Annotated in this window: 23 protein-coding genes and 1 riboswitch; of the genes, 13 read left to right on the top strand and 10 right to left on the bottom strand. The window is 39.0% G+C overall.

The genetic code is table 11. From position 1 onward, the window contains the following. Window positions 1-352: 352 nt before the first annotated feature. On the top strand, window positions 353-793 hold the full coding sequence (locus LXM54_RS15275; RefSeq protein WP_233316162.1) for a hypothetical protein: 441 nt from the start codon (window positions 353-355) through the stop codon (window positions 791-793). Continuing rightward, the gene (locus LXM54_RS15270) at window positions 781-1,068 is read left to right on the top strand and encodes a YxcD family protein (protein WP_233316060.1); all 288 of its coding nucleotides are present in this window, start codon (window positions 781-783) and stop codon (window positions 1,066-1,068) included. Before LXM54_RS15275 ends, LXM54_RS15270 begins: the two co-directional genes overlap by 13 nt. Window positions 1,069-1,120: 52 nt before the next feature. Here the strand turns inward: LXM54_RS15270 and LXM54_RS15265 are convergent, their stop codons facing one another. Next, complete coding sequence (locus LXM54_RS15265) at window positions 1,121-2,158, bottom strand: PTS transporter subunit IIC (RefSeq protein ID WP_233316059.1); 1,038 nt, start codon at window positions 2,156-2,158, stop codon at window positions 1,121-1,123. Between the two features lie 232 nt (window positions 2,159-2,390). On the opposite strand from LXM54_RS15265, the gene LXM54_RS15260 reads away from it, so the two are divergent. Beyond that, entirely contained in the window at window positions 2,391-3,611 is a 1,221-nt protein-coding gene (locus LXM54_RS15260) for a sensor histidine kinase (RefSeq protein WP_233316058.1), read from the top strand. Between the two features lie 88 nt (window positions 3,612-3,699). On the opposite strand, the gene LXM54_RS15255 is transcribed toward LXM54_RS15260, so the two are convergent. The 5 genes from LXM54_RS15255 to LXM54_RS15235 all read right to left on the bottom strand — a co-directional run bounded on the left by LXM54_RS15255 (window position 3,700) and on the right by LXM54_RS15235 (window position 8,933). Beyond that, entirely contained in the window at window positions 3,700-4,824 is a 1,125-nt protein-coding gene (locus tag LXM54_RS15255; protein WP_233316057.1) for a 5-methyltetrahydropteroyltriglutamate--homocysteine S-methyltransferase, read from the bottom strand. A gap of 108 nt (window positions 4,825-4,932) precedes the next feature. Continuing rightward, window positions 4,933-5,036: riboswitch (SAM riboswitch) on the bottom strand. A gap of 95 nt (window positions 5,037-5,131) precedes the next feature. Then, complete coding sequence (locus tag LXM54_RS15250) at window positions 5,132-6,142, bottom strand: FecCD family ABC transporter permease (protein ID WP_233316056.1); 1,011 nt, start codon at window positions 6,140-6,142, stop codon at window positions 5,132-5,134. Beyond that, a complete protein-coding gene (locus LXM54_RS15245; protein WP_233316055.1) occupies window positions 6,139-7,137 on the bottom strand; it encodes a FecCD family ABC transporter permease in 999 nt (332 codons plus the stop codon). Before LXM54_RS15245 ends, LXM54_RS15250 begins: the two co-directional genes overlap by 4 nt. A 76-nt stretch (window positions 7,138-7,213) precedes the next feature. Then, window positions 7,214-8,137 (bottom strand): iron-hydroxamate ABC transporter substrate-binding protein, encoded by a 924-nt coding sequence (locus tag LXM54_RS15240; RefSeq protein ID WP_233316054.1) that lies wholly within the window; start codon window positions 8,135-8,137, stop codon window positions 7,214-7,216. After that, window positions 8,088-8,933, bottom strand: a complete 846-nt coding sequence (locus LXM54_RS15235; RefSeq protein WP_233316160.1) for an ABC transporter ATP-binding protein — start codon at window positions 8,931-8,933, stop codon at window positions 8,088-8,090. Before LXM54_RS15235 ends, LXM54_RS15240 begins: the two co-directional genes overlap by 50 nt. 181 nt (window positions 8,934-9,114) lie before the next feature. On the opposite strand from LXM54_RS15235, the gene LXM54_RS15230 reads away from it, so the two are divergent. After that, entirely contained in the window at window positions 9,115-10,197 is a 1,083-nt protein-coding gene (locus tag LXM54_RS15230; RefSeq protein ID WP_233316053.1) for an NAD(P)/FAD-dependent oxidoreductase, read from the top strand. 33 nt (window positions 10,198-10,230) lie between these two features. On the opposite strand, the gene LXM54_RS15225 is transcribed toward LXM54_RS15230, so the two are convergent. Further along, window positions 10,231-10,992: a hypothetical protein gene (locus LXM54_RS15225; protein WP_233316052.1), complete on the bottom strand. Its 762-nt coding sequence runs from the start codon at window positions 10,990-10,992 to the stop codon at window positions 10,231-10,233. 696 nt (window positions 10,993-11,688) lie between these two features. Here LXM54_RS15225 and LXM54_RS15220 point away from each other — a divergent pair. From LXM54_RS15220 to rfbB, 8 genes are all read left to right on the top strand, one after another. Further along, entirely contained in the window at window positions 11,689-12,858 is a 1,170-nt protein-coding gene (locus tag LXM54_RS15220) for an ABC transporter substrate-binding protein (protein WP_233316051.1), read from the top strand. Window positions 12,859-12,944: 86 nt separating this feature from the next. Beyond that, window positions 12,945-13,820, top strand: coding sequence for a branched-chain amino acid ABC transporter permease (locus LXM54_RS15215; RefSeq protein ID WP_233316050.1), 876 nt, complete (start codon window positions 12,945-12,947; stop codon window positions 13,818-13,820). 9 nt (window positions 13,821-13,829) lie between these two features. After that, window positions 13,830-14,771 carry a branched-chain amino acid ABC transporter permease gene (locus LXM54_RS15210; RefSeq protein ID WP_233316049.1) on the top strand — a complete coding sequence of 314 codons (942 nt, stop codon included), beginning with the start codon at window positions 13,830-13,832 and terminating at the stop codon, window positions 14,769-14,771. Continuing rightward, entirely contained in the window at window positions 14,758-15,540 is a 783-nt protein-coding gene (locus LXM54_RS15205) for an ABC transporter ATP-binding protein (protein WP_233316048.1), read from the top strand. Before LXM54_RS15210 ends, LXM54_RS15205 begins: the two co-directional genes overlap by 14 nt. Then, entirely contained in the window at window positions 15,540-16,247 is a 708-nt protein-coding gene (locus tag LXM54_RS15200) for an ABC transporter ATP-binding protein (protein WP_233316047.1), read from the top strand. Before LXM54_RS15205 ends, LXM54_RS15200 begins: the two co-directional genes overlap by 1 nt. A 110-nt stretch (window positions 16,248-16,357) precedes the next feature. Next, window positions 16,358-16,882, top strand: coding sequence for a sigma-70 family RNA polymerase sigma factor (locus LXM54_RS15195; protein ID WP_233316046.1), 525 nt, complete (start codon window positions 16,358-16,360; stop codon window positions 16,880-16,882). Next, window positions 16,875-18,257 (top strand): DUF4179 domain-containing protein, encoded by a 1,383-nt coding sequence (locus tag LXM54_RS15190; protein ID WP_233316045.1) that lies wholly within the window; start codon window positions 16,875-16,877, stop codon window positions 18,255-18,257. The genes LXM54_RS15195 and LXM54_RS15190 overlap by 8 nt, the downstream gene beginning before the upstream one ends. A 214-nt stretch (window positions 18,258-18,471) precedes the next feature. Then, window positions 18,472-19,452 (top strand): dTDP-glucose 4,6-dehydratase, encoded by a 981-nt coding sequence (gene rfbB / locus LXM54_RS15185; protein WP_233316044.1) that lies wholly within the window; start codon window positions 18,472-18,474, stop codon window positions 19,450-19,452. Window positions 19,453-19,517: 65 nt separating this feature from the next. On the opposite strand, the gene LXM54_RS15180 is transcribed toward rfbB, so the two are convergent. Beyond that, window positions 19,518-20,714: an NAD(P)/FAD-dependent oxidoreductase gene (locus LXM54_RS15180; RefSeq protein ID WP_233316043.1), complete on the bottom strand. Its 1,197-nt coding sequence runs from the start codon at window positions 20,712-20,714 to the stop codon at window positions 19,518-19,520. 130 nt (window positions 20,715-20,844) lie between these two features. Here LXM54_RS15180 and LXM54_RS15175 point away from each other — a divergent pair, with 130 nt between their 5' ends. Next, complete coding sequence (locus LXM54_RS15175) at window positions 20,845-21,183, top strand: MGMT family protein (RefSeq protein WP_233316042.1); 339 nt, start codon at window positions 20,845-20,847, stop codon at window positions 21,181-21,183. A gap of 78 nt (window positions 21,184-21,261) precedes the next feature. Here LXM54_RS15175 and LXM54_RS15170 read toward each other — a convergent pair whose 3' ends face one another. Further along, entirely contained in the window at window positions 21,262-22,353 is a 1,092-nt protein-coding gene (locus LXM54_RS15170; RefSeq protein WP_233316041.1) for an alpha/beta fold hydrolase, read from the bottom strand. Between the two features lie 207 nt (window positions 22,354-22,560). Next, complete coding sequence (locus LXM54_RS15165; RefSeq protein ID WP_233316040.1) at window positions 22,561-23,508, bottom strand: L-lactate dehydrogenase; 948 nt, start codon at window positions 23,506-23,508, stop codon at window positions 22,561-22,563. Between the last annotated feature and the right edge of the window lie 16 nt (window positions 23,509-23,524).

Genomic DNA, 23,524 nt, shown 5'->3' with positions numbered 1-23,524 from the left:
GCTTTACTACCGAAAGTGTTGACTGTAGCCCATCTTTTTAGTAAAATAGAATCATCATAGAGCTAATAGCTCATGAACATTTGAATACTCCAAAGGGGAGTAGCTAACAGTTACGTCGTCAATACGTGGCAATTTACATGCCACCGGCCAAACTGGCAACTTGAATGTTGTTTGCGAGACCTTTGCCATTAACGGTAAAGGGATAAATATGACTATTTTCAAACCTTTACCAATCCGGTAAAGGTTTTTTGTTTTTAAAAAAAGGGGGAATAGTAATATAAGCGGTAGATAATCACTGTATATATTGCGAGTCATAACAAAAAAAATAGAAAAGTGGAGGAAACAAATAATGATGAAGAAACTCTTAACAGCAGTATTAACACTTGGACTTATCTTTTCACCTGTCGGAAATGCAGTGTTCCATGAACAGACAACAACGGTTGAAGCGAAATCTTATAAATCTGGAAAACGAAGCTTTAACAATAATAACAGCAATACAAACACAAATACGAACTCCTTCTTTCAAAAGAAGCAGAACAATAATTCCACAACAACAACTTCTAAATCAAACAACAGAGGATTCTTTTCAGGCGGCTTGATGAGAGGCTTAATGATTGGTGGACTTGCAGGATTGCTGTTTGGCGGCCTTTTTGCCAATATGGGTGTACTTGGGTCTATTTTAGGTCTAATCATTAATGTTTTGGCTATCGTAATTCTAATTAGCGTCATCAGAAAAATCTTTGTTTATTTCAAAAAGAAAAAAAGAGAGGAAGCTAATAATTGGAGAAACTAATCATTCCAGAGCAGGATATTATAAATGCAATTTGCGTTTATATTTCAAGAAAGAAGCAAGTCCGTCCGGATGAAGTAGAAGTGGAGCTTATGTACGATGATGATTACGGCTTTTCTGCTGAATCCTATGTTCATGACCGAAAGCAAGTGCTGATTGCTCAAAATATCATTGAAGCATTGCGCCTATGGATGGATGAGTATTTAAATATTGATCCTTATATCGGAATTAAATTAGTGCTGGATGACGAGCAAGGAATCATTGCTGTAACGCGATAAGCAAAAAAAATAGTAAAAAGCCGTTAAGGAAATTCCTTAACGGCTTTTTTTATTAGTCGAAATGAAGCTTGTAATCATCTGCTTTGATAACTTTAAGTTTTCTGGCAAAGATATAAATTAAGGCAAGGTTGAGTATGACTGGAACGATAAAGAATACGGAAATCATAATGGTAATATTCTTATATGTCCACCCTCCGTCAGCCAAATGCATATAATTTAGCGGACCTACAAGTCCTGAAAGCCCAAAGCCTGCACTGTAAGGAGTGCCCTGTATATTTAAGAATCCTGCTAATGCACCTAGCACAGCAGCGGTTATCAGCATTGGAAACAATATCTTAGGCTTCATAAAGAAGTTCCTCATCTGAATCTTTGGTGAGCCGAGCACATGTGCCAACGCTGTTCCGAGTGCGTTAGCTTTATAGCTTGCAATTGCCAAGCCGATGCCTGCTGCAACAATTCCAAGGTTCGCTGCACCTGACCCGATCCCGGATAATGAAATAACAGTCGCAAGGCCGACGGTTGAAACGGGAGACAAAATGATAATGCAGAAAATGACAGAGATGATGGCTCCCATCAGTACTGGTTGAAGGGTAGTAACATGCTGAACCCCTACACCAATAATTCCTGTTGTGTTTTTTATGTAAGGCAAGATAAGATAGCCAGCCATGCCTGGCACTAATATACTCAAGGTAGGCAAGAGTAGAATAGAATATGCCTTCAGGCGGTCTCCTACTAATTGGACAAATAATACGGTTAAAGCGGCAGTTAATCCTGTGTTGATGACGACCCCAATTCCGTTTAAGGTAAATAGCCCATCAGCCGTTTTTTGAATAACACCGCTCCCGACCATCGCGGCAATGCCGACACTCGCTGTTTGGATGGAGGTGAGCTTAAAGGATATTCCGACCATTACACCAATAAGCACAGGCAGCAGGCTCATCACAAATACGGTGATGTCATAAACATGTTGAAGGGATGGTATATAAGGTATCAGAAGCTTTAAAATTTCCCCTAAAAGTGCATTTGGTATTAATGAGACGACAATGCCAATACTGATTCCAGTTAATAATTTGTTGAAAAACTCTTTCATCCCCATAATCTCCATTCCCTTGTATTTTGTGGTAATTATATGCAATATATGGGTGGGCGTCAATAAAAATTTTTAATACTTTAACGCATGTGTGTATAAAAGTAATGAAGTATTAAAAAAGGTAGTTGGAAGCAGATAAAAACCATAACAAATAACTGGAAAAACGTATTCAAGCGCTTGCCAGTTTGGTAGACTAAAGATGTATGGAAATTAAATAAAAGGTGCATAAAACATGAATTCATATAAGGATTTTAATGTAAAGGTTTATTACGGGGTTATAGCTGTTATCATCCTGTTCATGGTGACAGGAATGGTAGCAAGTTTATTCATGGAGACAGCGGGACTGCGCTTTGGGAATTACATAAATGCAGTAGAAGTGGTCATATTATCTGTGCTGTTGCTGCTGTATCCGAAGATTTCTGGCTGGTGGCTTAATTTTTTAATCATCATCGTTGGAACGGCCTATTTTTATACGATATTTTATGTATATCCAGATACATGGTCTTCCTTTATTTTTGTATGTTTCATCCCGGCAATCTCCATTTTATTTTTTGATAAACAGCTTTTCATATTTTCAATGGTAATGAATATATGCCTTTACTTGCTTGGATATGGTTACATTCTGTTTATGGACAAGGCAGAGACATTTGGGCTGCTAGGAATAAATGTTCCAGGCAATGTTATTAACTTCCTAGGAAGCCAAGCGCTATTATATTGTATTTTTCTTTTAACATATGAACGAATAAAAAAACAGCAATTGTATTACAAACAGCTTCAGCAATCAGAACGGCTGAAAACTACAGGTCAGTTAGCAGCAGCTGTAGCCCATGAAATCAGGAACCCATTAACAGTAGTAAAAGGTTTCCTGCAGCTCTATCAGCAAGAGGAGAAAATGGATGAAGGCTCCAAACGGAACTATAGCCTGATGATTGATGAGCTGAACACAGCAGAGCATGTTCTTTCTCAATTTCTGATGCTGGCAAAACCCGATAATGATATTAAGCTGGAGAAGGTTGAAGTAGACTACTTGCTTCAAAGCGTTACTGATCTAGTAAAATCATATGGAATTCTCAGGGATAATAATATATTTCTCCGTGATGTACAGAAGGATTGTTATATTTTAGTGAACACCATTGAATTTAAACAGTTGATGATCAATCTGTTGAAGAACGCAATGGAGGCATCGCCGTATGGTGAGCCAATCTTTATTGAAACAGAGCTGCAAAAGGATATGGTGGAAATAAAAGTGACAGACCATGGCTGCGGTATGTCAGAGGAGGAAGTCCAATCATTAGGGACACCGTTTTATTCCTTGAAAAGCAAAGGAACCGGTTTGGGAATGATGATATGCTTCAATATTGTCGAAAAGTATAACGGAAAAATCAGCATTGAAAGCAAAAAAGGGGAAGGAACGATAGTTAAAATTCAGTTCCCGCTTGTAAAAAATCCGTAAGAAAAGGAAAGGGCAGCAAATTGCCCTTTCCTTTTTTATGGGAATATTGATATAAACAAGCAGGAAGACAAATAAAGTGCCCGTTTTATTATTTAGTTACTGGTTCTTTAGCTTCCCATAATTCCTCGGCAACTTCGACTACTAACCGCAGCTTTTCCCACTGCTGCTCTTCTGTCAGTTTATTGCCGTGGTGTGTCGACGCAAAGCCGCACTGTGGACTTAAGCATAGCTGCTCTAAAGGCAGGTGATTTGCCGCATCAAGAATGCGGGCTTTTAATGTTTCTTTCTTTTCTAATTCGCCAAACTTAGATGTCACAACTCCTAAAACAACCTTTGCTCCTTCATGAGGAATATGTTCAAGCGGTTTGAAGTCACCTGAGCGTTCATCATCATATTCAAGGAAGAAGCCATCAACCTTCTCTTTTGCAAGCAAAGTCGGTGCAATTAAAGAATAGCTTCCTTCGAAAGCCCAAGTTGATTGGTAGTTTCCTCTACACAAGTGGGTTGTAACAACAAGATCCTCTGGTTTATCTTCCAATATGCTGTTAATGACATACAATGCTAACTCAATCCAATGCTCCCTGCTGTACTCTCCGTCATTAAAGGTATGCTCTGGCGAAGAAAGTCTTGCAATATAAACATCGTCTAATTGTAAATAACGCACACCAGCATCATAGAAAGCTTTAATAGCGTCACGGTAAGTTTGGATTACGTCTTTTGTGAAGTCTTCTAAGTTTGGATAAATAGCTTCATTTCTAATAGTGCTGTAAAAAAGCTGGTTCGGACTAGGGATGGTTTGTTTCGCAACAGCGCGATCTCCGACGATGTCTTTAAACACTTTAAAATCCTCAATGAATGGGTGATTTGGATTGAAAGCAATCTTGCCGTTATTGCGGATATTATATTTTTCTGTTTCCACGCCATCAAATTTATAACCGCTTTCTGGCACATAGCCTTCGATTCCATCCAAATGCTCAAGGAAGTCAAGATGCCACCATGTGCGTCTAAATTCTCCGTCTGTCACGGCTTTTAAGCCAATCTCGATTTGTTTATCAACAATTCTCTTAATCTCTGCTGTTTCCACAGCACGAAGCTCATCTTTTGTAATAATGCCTTCTTTGAATTCTTTTCTAGCTTTATGCAAGCTTTCAGGCCGCAATAAGCTGCCAACGTGATCTGCTCTGAATGGACCTTGGTTTACTATTTTTGTCATGATTAACTCCTGCTTTCGTTATTTTATTTGGAATGAAAGAAGATAAGCCTAAAACACACAAAAAGCCTCTTCTTGTAAATAAGAAGAGGCGAACATTCACATTGGCTCTTCTTATCTTCAAGCGTTGCGCTTCTGGAATTAGCACAGTATTCTAAGCAGAATCTGTTGCTGAGGCATCAAAGGGCCAGTCCCTCCACCTCTCTCGATAAGAAATGAAATTTTTATTTTTGTTTTTGAAATATCTGTATACTAGATTAATTGGAAAAATCTAAATAGTCAAGGAAAATATTTTATTATATTGATATACTTATTTTTTCTTGAACAGCAAATACATGAAGTAAGGCGCGCCAATAATGGCAGCCATGATTCCAGCTGGGACTCCGTCAGGATCAAGTATGTTTTTGCCAATTGTGTCCGCAGCCAGAAGGAAAAGCCCCCCGATCAGCAGTGCAACAGGTAAATACATTTTATGCCTTGGGCCGACTAATGCTTTCGCAATATGAGGTCCCATTAATCCTATAAAGGAGATGCTTCCTGTTGCGGAAACAGCAGCAGCAGCCAGAGCGACCGCAGCTATTGCCAGAACTATTCTCTCCTTCTGAACCGATGCGCCAATACCGACAGCAACAGGCTCGCTGAAGGTCAGAACATCGAGCTTATTCGCTTTGTATAAAGTAAAAGGAATAAATACAATCAGCCAAGGAAGCATAGCCAAAATATACGGCCAGTCTGTTCCCCAAACATTGCCTGCCAGCCATTTTGAAATAAACTCTACTTTTTCTCTTTCAGCAGAAGAAATCAGCACAACCATGATTCCTGATAAAGCCATAGAAAAGCCTACCCCAACTAGTACAAGGCGAGTTGGCTGGAAACCGAGGCCTTTATCGTATGAAAAGAAATAGATAAGCAGGGCGGACGCAACAGCACCGGCAAATGCACAAACTGGAATCATATAAACAAATGATCCAGCGTCAATCGGGAAAAACAGGAAAAAGATTGCAACAGCAACACCGGCGCCTGCGTTAATGCCAATAATGCCTGGATCTGCTAAATCATTTCTTGTGATGCCCTGCAGAATTGCTCCAGAAAGAGAGAGGGCAACCCCTGCAAGCAAGGTAACAATAATTCTTGGCAAGCGAACAGAATATAGAATAAATTCCTCTGAGAATGTGCCATTTCCAAACAGTGTCGGCAGAAGCCGTGACAGACCGAAGGAGGCGTACCCGATACTCAAGGAGATTCCAATAGTCAAAAATATGAGTGCTGCAAGCACGGTGATAACTAGTTTTTGTTTTTTCAGCAGTGCAGAGGATATCATGCGAATTTACTTCCTCCTTTTTTAACGATGAATAAAAAGAAAGGCAAACCTAAAATACTGATTATTGCTGCTACAGGTGTTTCATATGGAGCATTCATTGTCCTTGCAACAGTGTCAGCCATCAGCATAAATATTCCACCTGCAATGGCTGTAATCGGGAGAAGAAAGCGATAATCTGTTCCTGCAGCCCAGCGGACCATATGTGGAACCATCAGCCCAATAAACGCCATATTTCCAACAAGTGCGACAGCGGCTCCTGCCAGAATAATAATAACAATAAAAAGCAGTCCCTTAACCAAGGCTGTCTTTTGCCCAAGCCCGACTGCTACATCTTCACTTAAGCTTAAGATAGTAAGCTGCCTGGATAAAAAGAAGGCAACAGCGATGCCAATAAGGATGGCAGGAAGAATAATCTTAAGCTGTCCCCATGATGTGCCAATCAGACCACCAGAAGTCCACATCGACACATTTTTATTGATGTGAAAAAACAGGCTGATTCCTTCAGCGATGGCAGTAAGGAATGCTGTTACAGCTGCTCCTGCCAACACAAGCTTAAGCGGAGAGTTTCCTCCTTTTCGCATCATCCCGATTCCAACTACTAAAACCATGCCAATAGCGGCACCAACAAAACAGATTAACATTATACTAAAATAGTTTAATGACGGGATAAGTGCTAAAGATAAAGCTAAGGCGAAATTTGCACCTGCAGTCAATCCTAGCAAACCAGGATCAGCAAGCGGGTTTTTTGTTATGCCTTGCATGATAGCACCAGAAACGGCTAAAGCAGATCCCACTGCAATTGCAGCAACCTCTCTAGGAAGACGGATTTCCCGCAGTATATTGCTGTTTTGATTTTGGTGTTCAGAAGTGATGGCGAGCCATAAGTCCTTTAATGATGTATCGGCAGCTCCGAAGATCATGGAGATGATAAATGCAGCAATCAAAAGAGAGATACCTATTAATAATTTCCATACAAACGAAATAGAATTAGTCATTTTATATCATCTTTTCTGTTTAGATTTGTATAAAAACATGCTGCGCACAAACGTGCACAGCATGCAATCCTAGTAGTTAGTTGCCTAGAAAATGCTCTTTAAAGAATTCCAGTTGATAATCAAGCGTCACAGGATCATTAAAGTAGAATTCATTTGCATTTGCTTTAAATACATGGTTATTTTTTACTGCTGGTATATTTTTGTATGCTTCTGTTTCTTGATAAGAGTTATCTTGATCTGCATATTCACTGATAATCAAGTAATCTCCCACATACTCAGGCAGCACTTCTGAAGATAATGCATAGTATCCGTCTGCAAGTGCCATTTCTTTCACCTTTTCGGGCATGTTCAGCTTCATTGCTTGATAGAGTATTTCAGTTCCGCGACCCCAGTTGTTGCCGAATACATACATTTGCTTATTAAAGTTTTCGATGACAGTTACTGTTGCATCTTCCCCTATTTTTGCTTTGATTTCTTTACCAGCTGCATCTGCACGCTGTTTAAAGTCATCAACCCAAACTTGTGCTTCTTTTTCTTTATTAAGAAGCTTTCCAATTTCAAGATGCTGTGTTAAATAGTCTGCCTTGCCATAAGTAAATGTGACAGTTGGAGCGATTTCATTTAACTTGTCTACATTTTTAATAGTTGATAATCCGATGATTAAATCTGGCTTTAATTCAATTATTTTCTCGAGATTTTCATCTGTTACTTCTTCTACGTCTTTCAACTCTGAATCAAATCTTGGGTTTTGCTTTGACCAGGAATCAACACCGACTACGTTTACTCCAAGTGCCATAACGTTACCAGTGAAGGTGGATAATACGACAACGCGCTGTGGATCTGCAGGTACTTCAACAGGTCCATTTTCAGACTGGTAAGTAATAGTTCCAGATTTTTTGTCTGTATCTTCTGTATTGCCGTTCGTTTCTGATGCCTTATTTCCACAGGCACTAATAACTAGCAATAAGATTAGAATCATTGGCAATAACGACTTCTTCATGTTTCTTGTCTCCTTTTATGAGGTGGTATGTTAAGCATATCGGCTTTTTCGTGCGAGGGTCTTCCCCTATTTCCGCATCAATTTGAAAAACTTTTCGTAAAATATCTTTTGTAAGGATTTCCTGCGGGCTGCCAGCTTTAACTACCTCACCGTCTTTCATTGCTATAATATAGTCAGCAAATCTCGCGGCTTGGTTTAAGTCATGAAGAACCATCACGATTGTTCTGCCTTGTTCTTCATTAAGCTTCTGGAGCAATTCGAGCACTTCTAATTGATGTGCCATATCTAAATAAGTTGTCGGTTCATCAAGAAAGATAATATCTGTTTCTTGGGCAAGTGCCATTGCAATCCATGCACGCTGTCTTTGACCGCCTGACAAGGCATCTACAGATCTGTCCTTGAATTCCTTTGTATTGGTCGACTCTAACGCCCAATCAATGGCCTCGATATCATGCTGTGATAGTTTTCCGAATCCTTTCTGATGAGGGAAACGCCCGTATGACACTAGCTCCCCTACTGTTAATCCTGCAACACTTTCCGGTGTTTGAGGAAGTATAGCCATTTCCTTTGCAAGCTGTTTCGTATGTATTTTGCTTATGTGCTTGCCATCCAACAGGACAGAACCAGACTGGTGCGGGATAATCCGCGTCATTGCTTTTAATAATGTTGATTTTCCACAGCCATTAGATCCAATAATTGTCGTGATTTTTCCATCTGGTATAACAACATCAAGGTTTTTAACTATTAGCCGTTCGCCATAGCTGATGCTTATATCCTCGGTATATAGTCGCCCCATCATTATCCTCCTATGATTTTCTATTATTAAATAAATGAGAATGATAATCATTTTGAACAAGTAAATCTTATTATCGTTTCATATTTCTGTCAATAATCCATTGTAAAAATTTTAAAAACGGGTTATGATACTAAATGAGAATGAGAATCAATTTAATTCCAAACCATAGGAGTGAAGTAATATGGAAAATACGGAAATATTCGATGTGACGATTATTGGTGGTGGACCAGCAGGACTTTACTCTGCTTTTTATAGTGGTTTAAGAGAAATGAAGACAAAAATTATTGAATTTTTGCCCCATCTTGGAGGCAAGCTTCATCTTTATCCTGAAAAGATGATCTGGGATGTAGGCGGCGTTACACCGCTTCCAGGAGAAAAGCTAAGAGAACAGCTAGTACAACAAGGGCTTACGTTTAATCCGGAAGTCGCATTAAATACAAAAATTACATCTATAAGCAAAAATGCTGAGGGATGTTTTATATTAGAGTCAGCTAATGGTGAGCAGCATTATTCAAAAACGGTTATTGTTGCTGTCGGCAGCGGAATACTTACTCCACAAAAAATAAAAATTGAAGGTGCTGAAAGATTTGAGGTTTCCAACTTGAATTATACAGTTAAATCTCTCATGCAATTCAGAGATAAAACAGTCATTATTTCAGGCGGAGGCAATTCAGCAATAGATTGGGCCCTTGAATTAGAGCCAATCGCTAAAAAGGTATATATAACTTGCAGAAAAGACAGCTTTAAAGGACATGAAGCTAAAGCTACACAGCTTATGGAAAGTAAGGTAGAATGTCTTTTCCACACATCGATTACAAAGCTTATCGCAAAGGATGGTCATGATACGATTGATTCGGTAGAAGTCACAAATAATCAGACAGACGAAGTCGGTTTGCTTGATGTTGACGAGGTTGTCATTAACCATGGCTATGAAATGGATTCCTCATTATTAAAGAACAGTGATCTGGAAATCAAAATGTTGGATGATTTTTATATTGCCGGCAATGCCAACAGTGAAACATCTGTTGAAGGATTGTATGCTGCCGGAGACATTCTGAAGCATGATGGAAAGGTTCACCTGATTGCAGGTGCTTTTCAAGATGCAGCCAATGCGGTAAATAAGGCAAAGCTGTTCATTCAGCCAGACGCCAACACTAGTGCGATGGTTTCTTCTCATAATGAAGTCTTTAAAGAACGAAACAAAGACATCGTCAAAAATATGATGCAATGTGACGATTGCACACAAATGAAAGTGAAGATATAAAAAAATCCGCTGTACTAGCAGCGGATTTTTTTGCTATTTAACCGAAACAGCCATCTTCAATGCATCAACAGGATCCCCTGTTGTTGCAAGAGTGTATAAAGTGGAGTCATCCTCCCATATTATCCGAATCTCAGCATTATTTTCACCTTTTGGATAGCTTACCTCTACCATGCCTTCATCATGAGGAGCAGGCAGAGCGTGTTCCTCTAAGTATTTTACCATCTTTTTGCCGTCTACCTGTAAATCGCGATTATCAGCAGACACCGCTTTAATCTGTAGAACCCATCTGCCTTCCTTCCATTGAAGATAAGTACTTCCTGCTGCTCCTTCGAGTATACCGTTGATGCCGTAGCCTAAATCGACAGACATATCCTCAGGGATATTCTCTTCATCAAAAGCGGGGAACGCAGGAGCATCCTCATCTGTAGTTGCTGTGAACTCTGCTAATGGCTCACCAGCTTGATTTGAATCTTCGGCTACAGACTCGTAAAAGCGGATGCTGTAGCCAACCTGTGTGTTTTCCTCAATATGTGCTCCAAGATAATTGCCATCCTCAACAGGAAAGCTTTCTGGCAGCAAAGCATCTTTTATTTTCAACTCGTTTCTGATATCTGTTAATACTTCTCTATTAGTAAGCTCCGTGGCGGCATCTGTGTTGTTAGCAGTTTGTTCTGCTTGCATTTGATTGCTGCTAGCAGAAACCTTCGTATTCTCCGTACTATTTGCTTGTTCCTTTGTACTGCAGCCTGTGAGTAAAAGGCAACTGGCAGTCAGCATAATGGGAAATATTTTCATTGGTATTCTCCTTTCTACTCCATTCTTACTTCTTCTTTTCCCTATCTTTCATTAAAAATGAGTTTTTTTGAAAATTTTTTTTAAAAATTTACGAAAATTTTGAACACCGTTGTTCATAAAATATGTCATGTTAAATGACAAATTAAGGTTTGCGAAGAATAGTCTTTTTTAGCTGTTAAAAGCAATAGAATAGACTGAATGCTTAATAATAGGGAAATATGCAGTTATTTTAAATATCAATGTAATTATACTAATAAATATAAGTGTTAGATTATGTGACAAATTTTAATTTAATAATAAAACTATATGCAAATATCTACTTTGGTAGAAGGGAATTAGGTTGTAAATAACTTGTTTTGTGAAAAGATATAACATCAAAATGGAAAAATCAAGGTATTGCTTTCTACAATAATTTGAGGTTAATATAATAATCACATTAGTTCCATTTTTCAAAAAACTATTAGTGAATATGAATAATTTGGTTCTAATAAATAACGAGAGAGTGCCGATAAATAGGAAAGCAGCGCTAATTCTAAACAAAACTGTCTTAAATTTTCAGAGTTATTAAACTAATTAATAATTATATTAAAAATAAAGACAGCGGCGTACTAGAATAGCAATTATGTTTCAAAGAGATAGAGAAATAGCTTTGGAGATATTATTTTCGGAATACTTAAACAAAAGGGGAATTCAAACATGAAGAAGAAGCTTAGTTATTTGTTAGCAACGTCTGCTTTAGCGGCAGGAATCTTGGCTGGATGCAGTCCAAAAGGTGACAGCGGTGCAAGCAGTGATGAAATAAAATTCGGAATCAATTTAGAATTATCAGGTCAGGTTGCATCATATGGACAATCATTAGAAAGTGGAATTGATTTAGCAATTGAAGAAATCAATGCAGACGGCGGAATTGACGGCAAAAAAATTGTCCCTGTAAAGGTTGATAATAAATCAGATCTTACAGAAGCAACAAACGGAGCCCTTAAATTAATTGAACAAGATAAAGTATCGGCAATCATCGGTGCAGCAACAAGCGGTGATACAGTAGCACAAGTTCAGATTGCCAATGATAAACAAACGGTATTGCTAACTCCATCAGGAACAGCACCAAACGTTACAGTAAATGATGATGGCTCTGTAAACGAATATGCTTTTAGAACATCCTTCATCGATCCTTTCCAAGGAAATGTTGCGGCAAACTTCGCAACAGAAAAACTGAATATTAAAAATGCAGCAATTTTTGCTGACAGTGCCAGTGATTATGCGAAAGGTTTAGCGGCAGCATTTAAAGAAACATTTGAAGCAAATGGTGGAAAGATTGTGTCTGAAGAAGCTTATGTAGCAAAAGATACTGACTTTAGCTCTACATTGACAAGAATTAAGTCAGAAAATCCAGAATTCGTATTTATTCCAGGCTATTACGAGGAAGTTGGACTTATCATCAAGCAAGCTCGTGAAATGGGTATCACTGTACCATTTATGGGAGCAGACGGCTGGGATTCACCAAAGCTTATCGAACTTGCTGGTGCAGAAAACTTGAACAATACGTATATCACAAACCATTATTCTTCTGAAGATCCAGATGAAAACATTCAAAAATTCGTTCAAGCATTTAATGATAAATACAGCAAGAGCCCTGACGCGTTCAATGCACTTGGCTATGACTCTGTATACTTGTTGAAAGATGCAATTGAAAGGGCTGGAAGCACAGATTCAGAGAAAGTGAAAGACGCATTAGCTGAAACAAAAGATTTATCCTTAATCACTGGTGTAGTCTCCATTGATGAGAATCATAACCCAATCAAATCTGCAACAGTGCTTGAATATAAGGATGGAAAACAAGTCTTTAACTCAAAGGTTAATCCTTAATAGTTCAAAAAATGGGGGGGAGCATCCTCCCTATTTTATATTTTAGGAGAAAAAAAGGTTAGTTTTGGAAGAAGGAGTGAGAAAAAATGGAATGGATACAGCAGCTTGTCAACGGCATCTCCCTTGGCAGCATTTACGCACTTATCGCATTAGGTTATACAATGGTTTACGGAATTATTAAACTTATCAACTTTGCCCACGGGGATGTCTTTATGGTCGGCGCCTTTATAGGCTTTTATTCCATTACAGGCTGGGGATTGGGGTTCTTCCCTGCATTGATTGTTTCCATGGTAGCATGTGCTATTTTTGGTGTAATTATTGAAAGAATTGCTTATAAAAGACTGCGAAATGCTACTAGGATAGCGGCCCTTATTACTGCTATCGGGGTTTCGTTATTAATTGAATATGTATTTATTTACTTTAGAGGAGCAGGCTTAGTTGCCTACCCGAATGTACTGCCAACAAAAACATTTGAAATTTTCGGTGCGCAAATCAGCAGCAAGTCGCTATTAATTCTAGGAACTTCTGTAACGTTGATGCTTATTCTGCAATTCATTGTCCATAAGACGAAAACAGGAAAAGCAATGCGCGCAGTTTCTCATGACATGGATGCTGCGAGGTTAATGGGGATTAATGTAGATAGAACAATCTCAGCTACATTTGCTATCGGATCGGCTCTCGCTGGGGCTGCAGGTGTTATTTTCGGTGCTTATTATACAAAAATCGAGCCATTAATGGGTGTAATTCCAGGGTTGAAGGCTTTCGTTGCTGCCGTACTTGGGGGTATTGGCATTATTCCTGGAGCAATGGTGGGCGGACTTATTTTAGGTCTTGTTGAGACAATAGTAAGTGCACTCGGCTTCTCACTTTGGAGAGATGCTGCTGCATTCATCATCTTAATTCTGATACTTATCTTTAGACCAGCTGGTATTTTAGGTAAGAATACGAAAGAGAAAGTGTAGGTGAAGACAATGAAAAAATCAAAAAGTTTCTGGGTGTTTTTGGTACTTTCCATTATTGCCTACAGTGTTATCCAATATTTAATAACTTATGGAATAATTGATTCTTTATACAGCAACATGATTATCTTGATTGCGATCAATATTATGCTGGCAGTCAGCTTGCATTTAGTTATTGGGATAACAGGCCAGTTTTCAATTGGACATGCAGGTTTCCTTGCTGTCGGTGCTTATGTATCTGCGATTGTAACGATGAAATTACAGCTTCCTTTTCCTGTCGCAATTATCGCAGGCGGTGTAGTCGCAGCTCTGGCTGGCTTATTGGTCGGAATCCCGACATTAAGACTAAGGGGAGACTATTTAGCAATTGCTACATTAGGCTTTGCAGAAATTATTCGTATCTTTTTCTTGAACATTGATTATGTTGGCGGAGCTGCAGGGATGCAGGTTTCCCATATGACCACTTGGACATCTGCATTCATCTGCTTGTTTATTACAGTGTTAGTTATTGTTAACTTTACGAACTCTCGGCATGGACGTGCAGCCATTTCTATTAGAGAAAATGAAATTGCTGCAGACGCAATGGGAATCAACACAACTTATTATAAAGTCGCAGCATTTGCAATTGGCTCCTTGTTTGCTGGGGTTGCAGGCGCACTGCAGGCACATAATTTCTATATTATTAACCCTACTAACTTCGGTTTCTTGAAGTCTTTTGACATCTTAATTTATGTTGTTTTAGGTGGATTGGGAAGCTTGTCTGGTTCTGTGATTGCAGCTGTTTTCTTGACCATCATCTCCACCTATCTGCAGGATTATCCATCAACACGGATGATTATCTACAGCTTAGTTCTCGTTATTGTTATGCTATATCGTCCTAAAGGTTTAATGGGCACATTGGAGATCACTGATTTATTTAAGCGGAAAGGAGGCGGTTCGAATGGCAAACAATGATGTGCTTTTGCAAGTGAAGGGTGCAGGCATTCAATTCGGCGGATTAAAGGCCGTTTCAGAAATTAATATAGAGCTTAACCGCGGTGAATTGATTGGTCTTATCGGTCCGAATGGCGCAGGGAAAACTACAACATTCAATATGCTGACAGGTGTCTATGCACCTACTGAAGGAGAGATTTTCTTTGACGGAAAAAAGCTGAAGGGCTTGAAGCCATACCAGGTAACACGGCGCGGTATCAGCAGAACCTTCCAGAATATCCGTTTGTTTAATGAATTAACTGTTCTGGACAATGTAAAGGTAGCCTATCATTCTTTAGCTAAGCATTCGATGTTGAGCAGCATACTCCGCCTTCCTTCCCACTTTGCAGGTGAAAAGGAAATGGAAGAAAAATCGATTGAATTTTTAAAGATTTTTCAGCTTGACCGCTATAAAGACGAAAAAGCAAAAAACCTGCCATACGGCCAGCAGCGCCGGCTCGAAATTGCCAGAGCGCTTGCAGCAGGTCCTAAGCTGCTATTGCTTGATGAGCCTGCAGCAGGGATGAACCCGCAAGAAACACATGAGCTCATGGAGTTGATTGCATTTATTAGAAAACAATTCGATTTGACGATTCTGTTGATTGAGCATGATATGCCTCTAGTCATGGGAATCTGTGAGCGCATCTATGTTTTGGATCATGGACAGCTGATAGCAGAGGGTACTCCTGATGTAATCCGCAATCATCCAAAGGTAATTGAAGCATATTTAGGCGAGGAGGTTGCAGAATAATGCTGAAAGTAGAAGACATTAATGTCTATTATGGCAATATACAAGCATTAAAGGGAGTCAGCCTCGAGGTGAATGAAGGAGAAATCGTCACACTTATTGGTGCAAATGGTGCAGGAAAAAGCACGCTCCTAAAAACATTGTCAGGGCTGCTTAAGCCAAAGAAAGGAAGCATTGAGTACTTAGGCAAGTCTATTTCAGGAAAAGCAGCTCAAACGATTGTTAAAGCGGGTATTTCCCACGTACCAGAAGGACGCAGAGTTTTCTCCAACATGACAGTGGAAGAAAATCTTGAATTAGGTGCTTACTTGCGCAATGATAAAAATGAGATAAAAAAAGATTTGGAAAAAGTATATGAAGTGTTTCCGAGATTACTGGAACGGAAGAAACAGCTGTCAGGAACACTTTCCGGCGGAGAACAGCAGATGCTAGCAATGGGAAGAGCTATCATGGCAAGGCCAAAGCTGCTTTTGCTTGATGAACCTTCCATGGGCTTAGCGCCGCTGTTTGTAAAAACAATATTTAAAGTTATTCAGGAAATAAATGCAACAGGAACTACCATATTATTAGTCGAACAAAACGCCAATATGGCTCTGTCCATTGCAAACAGAGGCTATGTCATCGAAACAGGCAAGGTTGTGCTGTCAGGGACAGCCGCCGAGCTGTTAGAAAGTGATGATTTAAAGCAAGCCTATCTTGGCGGACATTGATGGTTTTGGTAAGCTGCCTTTAGTAAGGCGGCTTTTTTTATGGAGAAAACAAAAAAATGAAACTTTTTCGCTCACTTTTTTCACTAATAAGGGAAAGGGGAAGATGAAGATTGAAGGATAACGAAATAGTGCTTATAAAAAAAGCGATAAAAGGAAACAGCAAGGCTTTAGAGCTGTTGCTTCAGAAACATTATGAACGGTTATACAGGACTGCCTATTTGTATGTACATAATAAAGAAGACAGCTTAGATATCGTTCAAGAGACAGCATATCAAGCGTTTAAATCAATAAAAACAGTAAAGAATCCAGAGTATTTCCTGACATGGCTGACAAAAATAGTGATTCATTGTGCAATGAATCATCATAGACAAAGAAAAGATGTCATTCCACTGACAGAGGAAATCCTCTCAAAGCAAGCGTCACCTAGCACAGGGCCGGCATATGAGCTCATGGATGCAATAAAAGAGCTTAAAGAAAGTTTCCGAACAACCCTTATTCTTTTTTATTATCATGATTATTCAATCAAAAAGATCAGTGAAGTAATGGAGCTGCCGGAAGGAACGGTCAAGACAAACTTAAGCAGAGGAAAACAGGCGTTAAGAAAATGCTTAAAGGAGGAGATGATCCATGGATAGACAGAAGTGGATAAAGGAAGTAGACTCCGTTGAGGTGCCGAAAGAAGAAGTTTTTCAAGCAATTTCTCAAGGAATTAAACAAGCTGAAAAACCACGCCGGAAAAAACGAATAATTATTGGAGCACTCACAGCTGCAGCAGCCATAATCATCATCGGTTCAGGTTTCGTAAGCCCTACAGCCAATCAAGTACTGGCGAAAACGCCAATATTAGGAGAGCTGTATAAAAAGTTTGACGATAAGCTTGGCATGAAGCTGGCAGAGAAGGATATGGTCACAAACCTGAATGAAACTATTACCAAAAATGGTGTGACATTAAAGGTAACGAGTGCTTATTTTGACGGTTTTCAAGTGACAATTGTGGGAGAAGTCTACAAAAAAGGTAAATGGCCAGCAAATGAACCGGATGAAATAAGTTTTGATATGAATTTTGAGGGTTACAAAGGGGATGCAGACCCGTGGCTCGATGGACATACTAGCGATTTTATTCAAATTAAGGACGGTTTTGAATTTCATTGGACAATGAACTATCCATACGAAGATATTAAGGAGAATATAGAACTGCCAATAACTATTCATAATATTAATGGTGTTGAAGGAGATTGGAAGTTTTCTGTCCCTGTTGAACAAAAAAAGTTCGCAGAAATCGATTTTGCTTATAAAGAGACCTTCGAGAACGGCAGTTACATAGAAACAAAGAGAATACTAGAAGGGGCTGAATATCCTACATTAATTTACAGCATAGCAAATCCTAATGAAAATGATGTGGTGTTTTTGTCGAAGGCGATGGATGATAAGGGAAATGAATTATTTTCTGGTATCGATTCGCAGATAATTGATGATTCTCCTGATGACTCCATTGAGACTTTCGCTTCCGAAATACATAGTATGGATAAAGAGGCAAAGTCTATAACCTTTTATCCATATCTTAATATATATGAAGACACATTATATCAGAATTTAAGTGAATCAGGGTTTGTGTTAGCGAGTAAAAGGACAGATTTAGCACTTCATGTAAACAGTGTTAAACAAGAAAAAGACAAGCTGATATTAGACTACAATATAACAGGAACTATAGATAAAGCATCTAGGTCAGACTTAATAACTAACTTAGAATCTGAGTTGACATTGGTTGATGAGAAGCATGTGAAAGACATTGATGAAGACAATCCTTTCCCTCCAGAAGGGCATTCTATTTCAAGAAATAAACTGAAGGTATTAGATAGAGACAAGCTTCACTTCCAGTCTGTCTTTAATTTAAAGGGAGAGGAAAAAATAGAAAACTTTAAACTAGAGGAAACAGTTCTTGGTATTAATTTTTCTATGTATTTTAATTCAATCAAGCTTGAACCTTTTACAGTGAAATTGAAAGAATAACCACTGGAAAAAGCAGTTGATTTTAAGATGTCCACCATATGATACAAGAAATAATAAGACTCTTGGATTTCGTCAAAACAGCCAATCACCATGTATTATATAAATGAGAACCCTCAGAATTAAAAGTTGTTAGGGAATGCTTGATTTCAATAATATAAGAGTTTCTATAGATGACTCAATGGAAGTATAACAATTTCCGATGGGAGGAATCATTGTGAATTTGCTTGTAACAGGCGGAGCCGGCTTTATTGGCAGTAATTTTGTCCGTCATATGCTTGATACATATCCAAATATGATTATTGTTAATCTCGACTTGCTGACGTATGCAGGTAATTTAAACAGCTTGGCGGATTTAAAGGGAAATCCTCGCCATAAGTTTGTTCATGGCAGCATTACGAATCGAGAGCTTGTTAATCATTTGCTTGATGTTTATAGTATTGATGGAATTGTCCATTTTGCTGCAGAATCGCATGTAGACAGAAGCATTATTAATCCGGGTGCTTTCGTGGAAACAAATGTGCAAGGGACGCTAGTTTTGCTGGAGGCAGCAAAGATAAAGGGAGTTGGCCGGTTTGTGCATATTTCTACAGATGAGGTTTATGGAAGTCTTGGCGAATCTGGCTATTTTACAGAAGGCAGCTCCATTGCTCCAAACAGTCCATATGCGGCAAGTAAAGCAGCAAGCGATATGCTTGTTCGCTCCTATTACAAAACGTATGGTTTAGATGTAAATATAACAAGATGCTCTAATAATTATGGGCCATATCAGTTTCCTGAAAAGCTCATTCCGCTTTTGATTACAAATGGTGTGAATGGGGAGAGGTTTCCTGTTTATGGGGATGGAAAAAATATCCGCGATTGGATTCATGTTAAAGACCATTGTGCTGCAATTGACCTTGTTCTGCGCAAAGGAAAAAAAGGGGAAGTTTATAATATCGGCGCAAGAACAGAAAAGACCAATAATGAAATAGCGCAGTTAATCATGAAAGAATTAAAGCTGCCAGAAAAAAGGCTGCTATATGTAAAGGATCGGCCTGGTCATGATTATCGATATGCTGTCAATCCAGAAAAGCTGGAGAAAGAATTAGGCTGGAAACCAATGTATTCTTTTGAGACCGGCATTAAAGAAACAGTTGATTGGTATTTGGCTAATGAATCATGGTGGGGCCCTTTAAAAGGCAAGCAAGGAACATAACATAATCAGGGGTAAAGGCGCACTAAAGGGAGTCACTTATTCTTTAATGTGCCTTTTATTCATTTTTACCTCATGTATATTGCAAGGTCTGGATGACTGCCTGTAGTGATAACTTCACGAAGAATTTTCGCTAAGGCCATGCTGTAAACAAGACCGTTATCTCCATAAGCCATTAAAAAGTAGCAGTTAGGAAATTCCTCGTATTCCCCTATTAGCGGAAGCCCATCATGTGTCCCTCCATAAAAGGCACCTAAATAGTAATCTGCTTGAAGAGCTAGATCAGGGAATAATTTATTGCATTCCTTTATAAGCTTGTCTTTTCGGCCGATAATTTTTGCATCCCGCTCTTCGGCAATAGCAGTGTTTTCATCCAAACCGCCAATAATAATGCGGTTATCTGAAGTTGTGCGCATATAAATGTAAGGACGGGCAGTCTCCCATATCAATGTGCGCTTATGCCAGCTGGAGAAATCTTCAACCGGATTAGTAATGACAGCATAGGAGCTTGACAGTACACTGTTTTTTTCTTGTTTAAATTCTAGGTTTTCGTAGCCTGCAGCAAAAATTACATGTTTAGCTGTAATCGAGTGACCTTTATCTGTATACAGAACGGCTTGGTCCTTTTCTAGCTTCTTGCCATTTATTCTTGTGTTTTCGTAAATAGAGACTTTCTTTTTGGCAGCGCCGTCTAAGAGGGCGTGATTGAACTTGAAAGGGTTCAGCTCGCCGTCATTATATGTATAAAGGGCTTTGTACTTGCTGAATCCATATTTCTCTTTTATCTCCTCTTCTGAAAGCAAATCAGCCTGAAAACCGTGCTTTGTAAGATAAGCATACTCTTTATCAAGCTTTACAACATCCTCTGGGTAGCTCGCATAATAAAGGCTGTCTCGCCGCTTGAAATCAGAGGCAATATCAAGTATGGCTGCTGCCTTTTCAATATCATTGATTGCTTCTTCACATAGCTTTAAATGTCTGATTGCCAGCTCCTCACCAAAGCTGTTTACAAGCTCAAACAGCATTTTATCGCCAAGGTATTGAATCAGAGCCGTGTTTGTTGAAGTGCTGCCTTCTCCAATCCTCCTTTTGTCCACTACAGCAACATTCAAGCCTGTATCCTTTAAGTAGTGGGCACATTGGGCACCAGAGCTACCGCCGCCAACAATCAGCACATCACAGTTAATGTCCTCCTCTAATGAAGGATAGACAGGTGCTTCTGGAAATGTAGTCGGCCAATAATAGTTTCCAGCTTGCAGTTTCATTGCGTTTTTCCCCTCTCTTCATTTAATCTAATCATATAAAGGTTAATTCCTGCATAGCATTTCCTGATTTCAGAGTTTTTACTTAGAATGGAAGTGTTAATGTAAAAAAATAAAGGCAAAGGCTAAAATTATGACACCATTTACAGAGAAGGTAATTGAAATCATTCAAGCTATTCCATATGGAAAGATCATGACATATGGCCAAATAGCAAAAGCAGCAGGGAGCCCGAGAGGTGCAAGACAGGTCGTAAGAATTCTGCACACTTCTAGCAGAAAGCACAATCTTCCTTGGCACCGGGTCGTCAACGCGAAAGGTGAGATAGTGATAAAACAGGAGGAAGGAAGTGCTATGCAAAAGCAGCTTTTGGAAAGTGAGGGTGTAGAGTTTATAAGTGCGAACAAGCTTGAATTGAAACGATATCAGCACATTCCTTTAGAGGAGTGGGAAAGAGATTATTTTGATGAATAAGACAGACAGAAATAACAGTCACAATCACTTTTACTGCATCTAAAAAACCCTTCAAAACCGCCTTTAGGGTTCGAAGGGTTAATGGCTAAGCGAAGTTTTTTGTTTTAGTTCCTGTAAAGATTGCTGAAAAGCGCTGTTAAAGTGGTCGGGATTATCCATCATGACATTATGTCCTGCATTTGGAATGGTGATGAGTTTTTTGTATGGTGCCTCCATGAGAGGATAATATTTCTCCAATAAGTAATTAAAATGAAGATCATATTCACCAACCATGTAAATGACAGGTACATGGTAGTTCGAAGGAAGCTTCCGCAAATCGTATCTCATTGCATATTTCGATAAGGGAGCTTGAAGCTTTTCCATCTTGAGAAAATAGGTTAAATGCCTAAGAGAAAAGTAAGGCGAAACTATTCCAGCCTTTATGAAAATAAAAGAATCCTCTACGTAAGAAATATACTTCTTTGCAACCTTATACATTTTTAGAACTGCAGCTTCGGTTGCTTTAAGACTGTCATGCAAGCCTTTTTGCAAACGGTCCAAAATCTCAGCATCCTTTGATTCCCCTTGTACAAGAGCTTTCTTTCGTATTTCAGCTGCCATAAGTGCAGCACCTTCATTTAAATGAACGATTTGAGAGATGCTGATATAAGCTTTTGTCAGTTCAGGGTAGCGCTGGACAAACATGCTGCCGATAATCGTACCCCATGAGTGTCCCATTATTATGATGCTTTGCTGGTTAAAGCGCTTTGCCAAATAGAGGGTGATTTCATGAATATCCTCAACAAGCCGGTCGGCGGATAATGTAGCAAGGACATCAGCTGCATTCTTTTTGTTCAGAAAATACGTCCTGCCTGTATTTCGCTGATCCCAATTTACAATGGTATAATCCTGCTCCCATTCATATTGATACGTATGCAGCACAGGAGTCATCGAAATGCCTGGTCCACCATGAAGAAAAAGAATAACTGGATTGCCAGTATGCTGTCCTCTTATATATAAGTATTGTTCTATTCCGCCAATATTAATTGTCAGTTCCTGATCAATCCCATTTTGTGATTGAATTCTATGCTTCTTAAGCATATTATTTGCGAGAATTCTCCTGCAGATAAAAAGGATGGTTATAAGAAGGAGGAACATGACCAATGCTTTTATGAAAATAAATTTTATCACTGGCTGTACCTCCGTGTTAGTCTTCATTTTATAGTAATGCTTTCTTCTAGACATTAGCAGATTAACTGGAAACAAACAATAATTTTTCCAACTTTTCACAAAAAAGGATGCTTGAATCTATCTATAGCACTAGCATGGTCAAATATTTGGAAAACTATTAAACAAAACTAGAACCCTGATGCAAATTAGCATCAGGGACTCTGTTTGTTAGATTACCGTAGACATTGTTTCTTTCAAAACTTTTACAGAATGGTCGAATTGTTTTTGTTCCTCTGTGTTTAACGGAATTTCAAGCACCTCACGAATTCCATTCACATTAATTACAGCAGGAACACCGATATAAACATCTTTATGACCGTATTGTCCATCTAAGTAAACAGATACAGGCAGGATAGAATTTTCATTTCCTAATATAGCTTTTGTGATGCGAACAAGAGACATTCCGATTCCATAATAGGTTGCGCCTTTTCTCTCAATAATATGGTATGCCGCATCTCGGACATTGACGAAGATATCATCAAGATCCTTTTGGCTGTACTTGCTGTTTTTAGCGATAAGTGTCTCGATTTCTTCCAATCCTATTGTTGTGCGGCTCCAGACTGGCAGTTCTGTATCACCATGTTCCCCAATGATAGCAGCATGGACGTTTCTAGTATCAACATTAAAGTATTCACCAAGCATATAGCGGAATCTAGCTGTATCTAAAGTTGTTCCAGAACCGATTACCCTCTCTTTAGGCAAACCAGATTCTTGCCATGTTACATATGTCAGAATATCAACAGGGTTTGTGGCAATAAGGAAAATGCCGTTAAAGCCGCTGTCCATTACATTTCGGACAATCGTTTTGAAAATCGCTGTATTTTTTGCTACTAAATCAAGACGTGTTTCACCTGGTTTTTGAGGCAAGCCTGCAGTGATGACAACTAAATCTGCCTCTCCGCAATCTGCATATTGACCGCTCCATACCTTCACTGGAGTAGGTGCAAAAGGAATTCCGTGATTTAAGTCCATTGCCTCTCCTTCGGCTCTTTTTTCATTCACATCAATCAGTACTAGCTCTTCGGCAACACCTTGATTGATGAAAGAATAAGCATAGCTGCATCCGACTGCACCAGTTCCAATTAAAACGACACGATTGATATTTTGCTTTTTCATAAGTAACTCTCTCCTT

The sequence above is a fragment of the Bacillus sp. Au-Bac7 genome, from assembly GCF_021341655.1.
In the GTDB taxonomy this organism is placed as follows: Bacteria; Bacillota; Bacilli; order Bacillales; family Cytobacillaceae; genus Niallia.
Note: the sequence above shows the minus strand (reverse complement) of the source record. Positions and strands in the feature narration are given on the sequence as shown.

What these genes read in the sequence shown, in the direction of transcription:
- LXM54_RS15275 (WP_233316162.1), top strand. Translation starts at nt 353, where the DNA reads ATGAAGAAACTCTTAACAGCAGTATTAACACTTGGACTTATCTTTTCA.
- LXM54_RS15265 (WP_233316059.1), bottom strand. Translation starts at nt 2,158, where the DNA reads ATGAAAGAGTTTTTCAACAAATTATTAACTGGAATCAGTATTGGCATT.
- LXM54_RS15260 (WP_233316058.1), top strand. Translation starts at nt 2,391, where the DNA reads ATGAATTCATATAAGGATTTTAATGTAAAGGTTTATTACGGGGTTATA.
- LXM54_RS15255 (WP_233316057.1), bottom strand. Translation starts at nt 4,824, where the DNA reads ATGACAAAAATAGTAAACCAAGGTCCATTCAGAGCAGATCACGTTGGC.
- LXM54_RS15250 (WP_233316056.1), bottom strand. Translation starts at nt 6,142, where the DNA reads ATGATATCCTCTGCACTGCTGAAAAAACAAAAACTAGTTATCACCGTG.
- LXM54_RS15245 (WP_233316055.1), bottom strand. Translation starts at nt 7,137, where the DNA reads ATGACTAATTCTATTTCGTTTGTATGGAAATTATTAATAGGTATCTCT.
- LXM54_RS15240 (WP_233316054.1), bottom strand. Translation starts at nt 8,137, where the DNA reads ATGAAGAAGTCGTTATTGCCAATGATTCTAATCTTATTGCTAGTTATT.
- LXM54_RS15235 (WP_233316160.1), bottom strand. Translation starts at nt 8,933, where the DNA reads ATGGGGCGACTATATACCGAGGATATAAGCATCAGCTATGGCGAACGG.
- LXM54_RS15230 (WP_233316053.1), top strand. Translation starts at nt 9,115, where the DNA reads ATGGAAAATACGGAAATATTCGATGTGACGATTATTGGTGGTGGACCA.
- LXM54_RS15225 (WP_233316052.1), bottom strand. Translation starts at nt 10,992, where the DNA reads ATGAAAATATTTCCCATTATGCTGACTGCCAGTTGCCTTTTACTCACA.
- LXM54_RS15220 (WP_233316051.1), top strand. Translation starts at nt 11,689, where the DNA reads ATGAAGAAGAAGCTTAGTTATTTGTTAGCAACGTCTGCTTTAGCGGCA.
- LXM54_RS15215 (WP_233316050.1), top strand. Translation starts at nt 12,945, where the DNA reads ATGGAATGGATACAGCAGCTTGTCAACGGCATCTCCCTTGGCAGCATT.
- LXM54_RS15210 (WP_233316049.1), top strand. Translation starts at nt 13,830, where the DNA reads ATGAAAAAATCAAAAAGTTTCTGGGTGTTTTTGGTACTTTCCATTATT.
- LXM54_RS15205 (WP_233316048.1), top strand. Translation starts at nt 14,758, where the DNA reads ATGGCAAACAATGATGTGCTTTTGCAAGTGAAGGGTGCAGGCATTCAA.
- LXM54_RS15200 (WP_233316047.1), top strand. Translation starts at nt 15,540, where the DNA reads ATGCTGAAAGTAGAAGACATTAATGTCTATTATGGCAATATACAAGCA.
- LXM54_RS15190 (WP_233316045.1), top strand. Translation starts at nt 16,875, where the DNA reads ATGGATAGACAGAAGTGGATAAAGGAAGTAGACTCCGTTGAGGTGCCG.
- LXM54_RS15180 (WP_233316043.1), bottom strand. Translation starts at nt 20,714, where the DNA reads ATGAAACTGCAAGCTGGAAACTATTATTGGCCGACTACATTTCCAGAA.
- LXM54_RS15175 (WP_233316042.1), top strand. Translation starts at nt 20,845, where the DNA reads ATGACACCATTTACAGAGAAGGTAATTGAAATCATTCAAGCTATTCCA.
- LXM54_RS15165 (WP_233316040.1), bottom strand. Translation starts at nt 23,508, where the DNA reads ATGAAAAAGCAAAATATCAATCGTGTCGTTTTAATTGGAACTGGTGCA.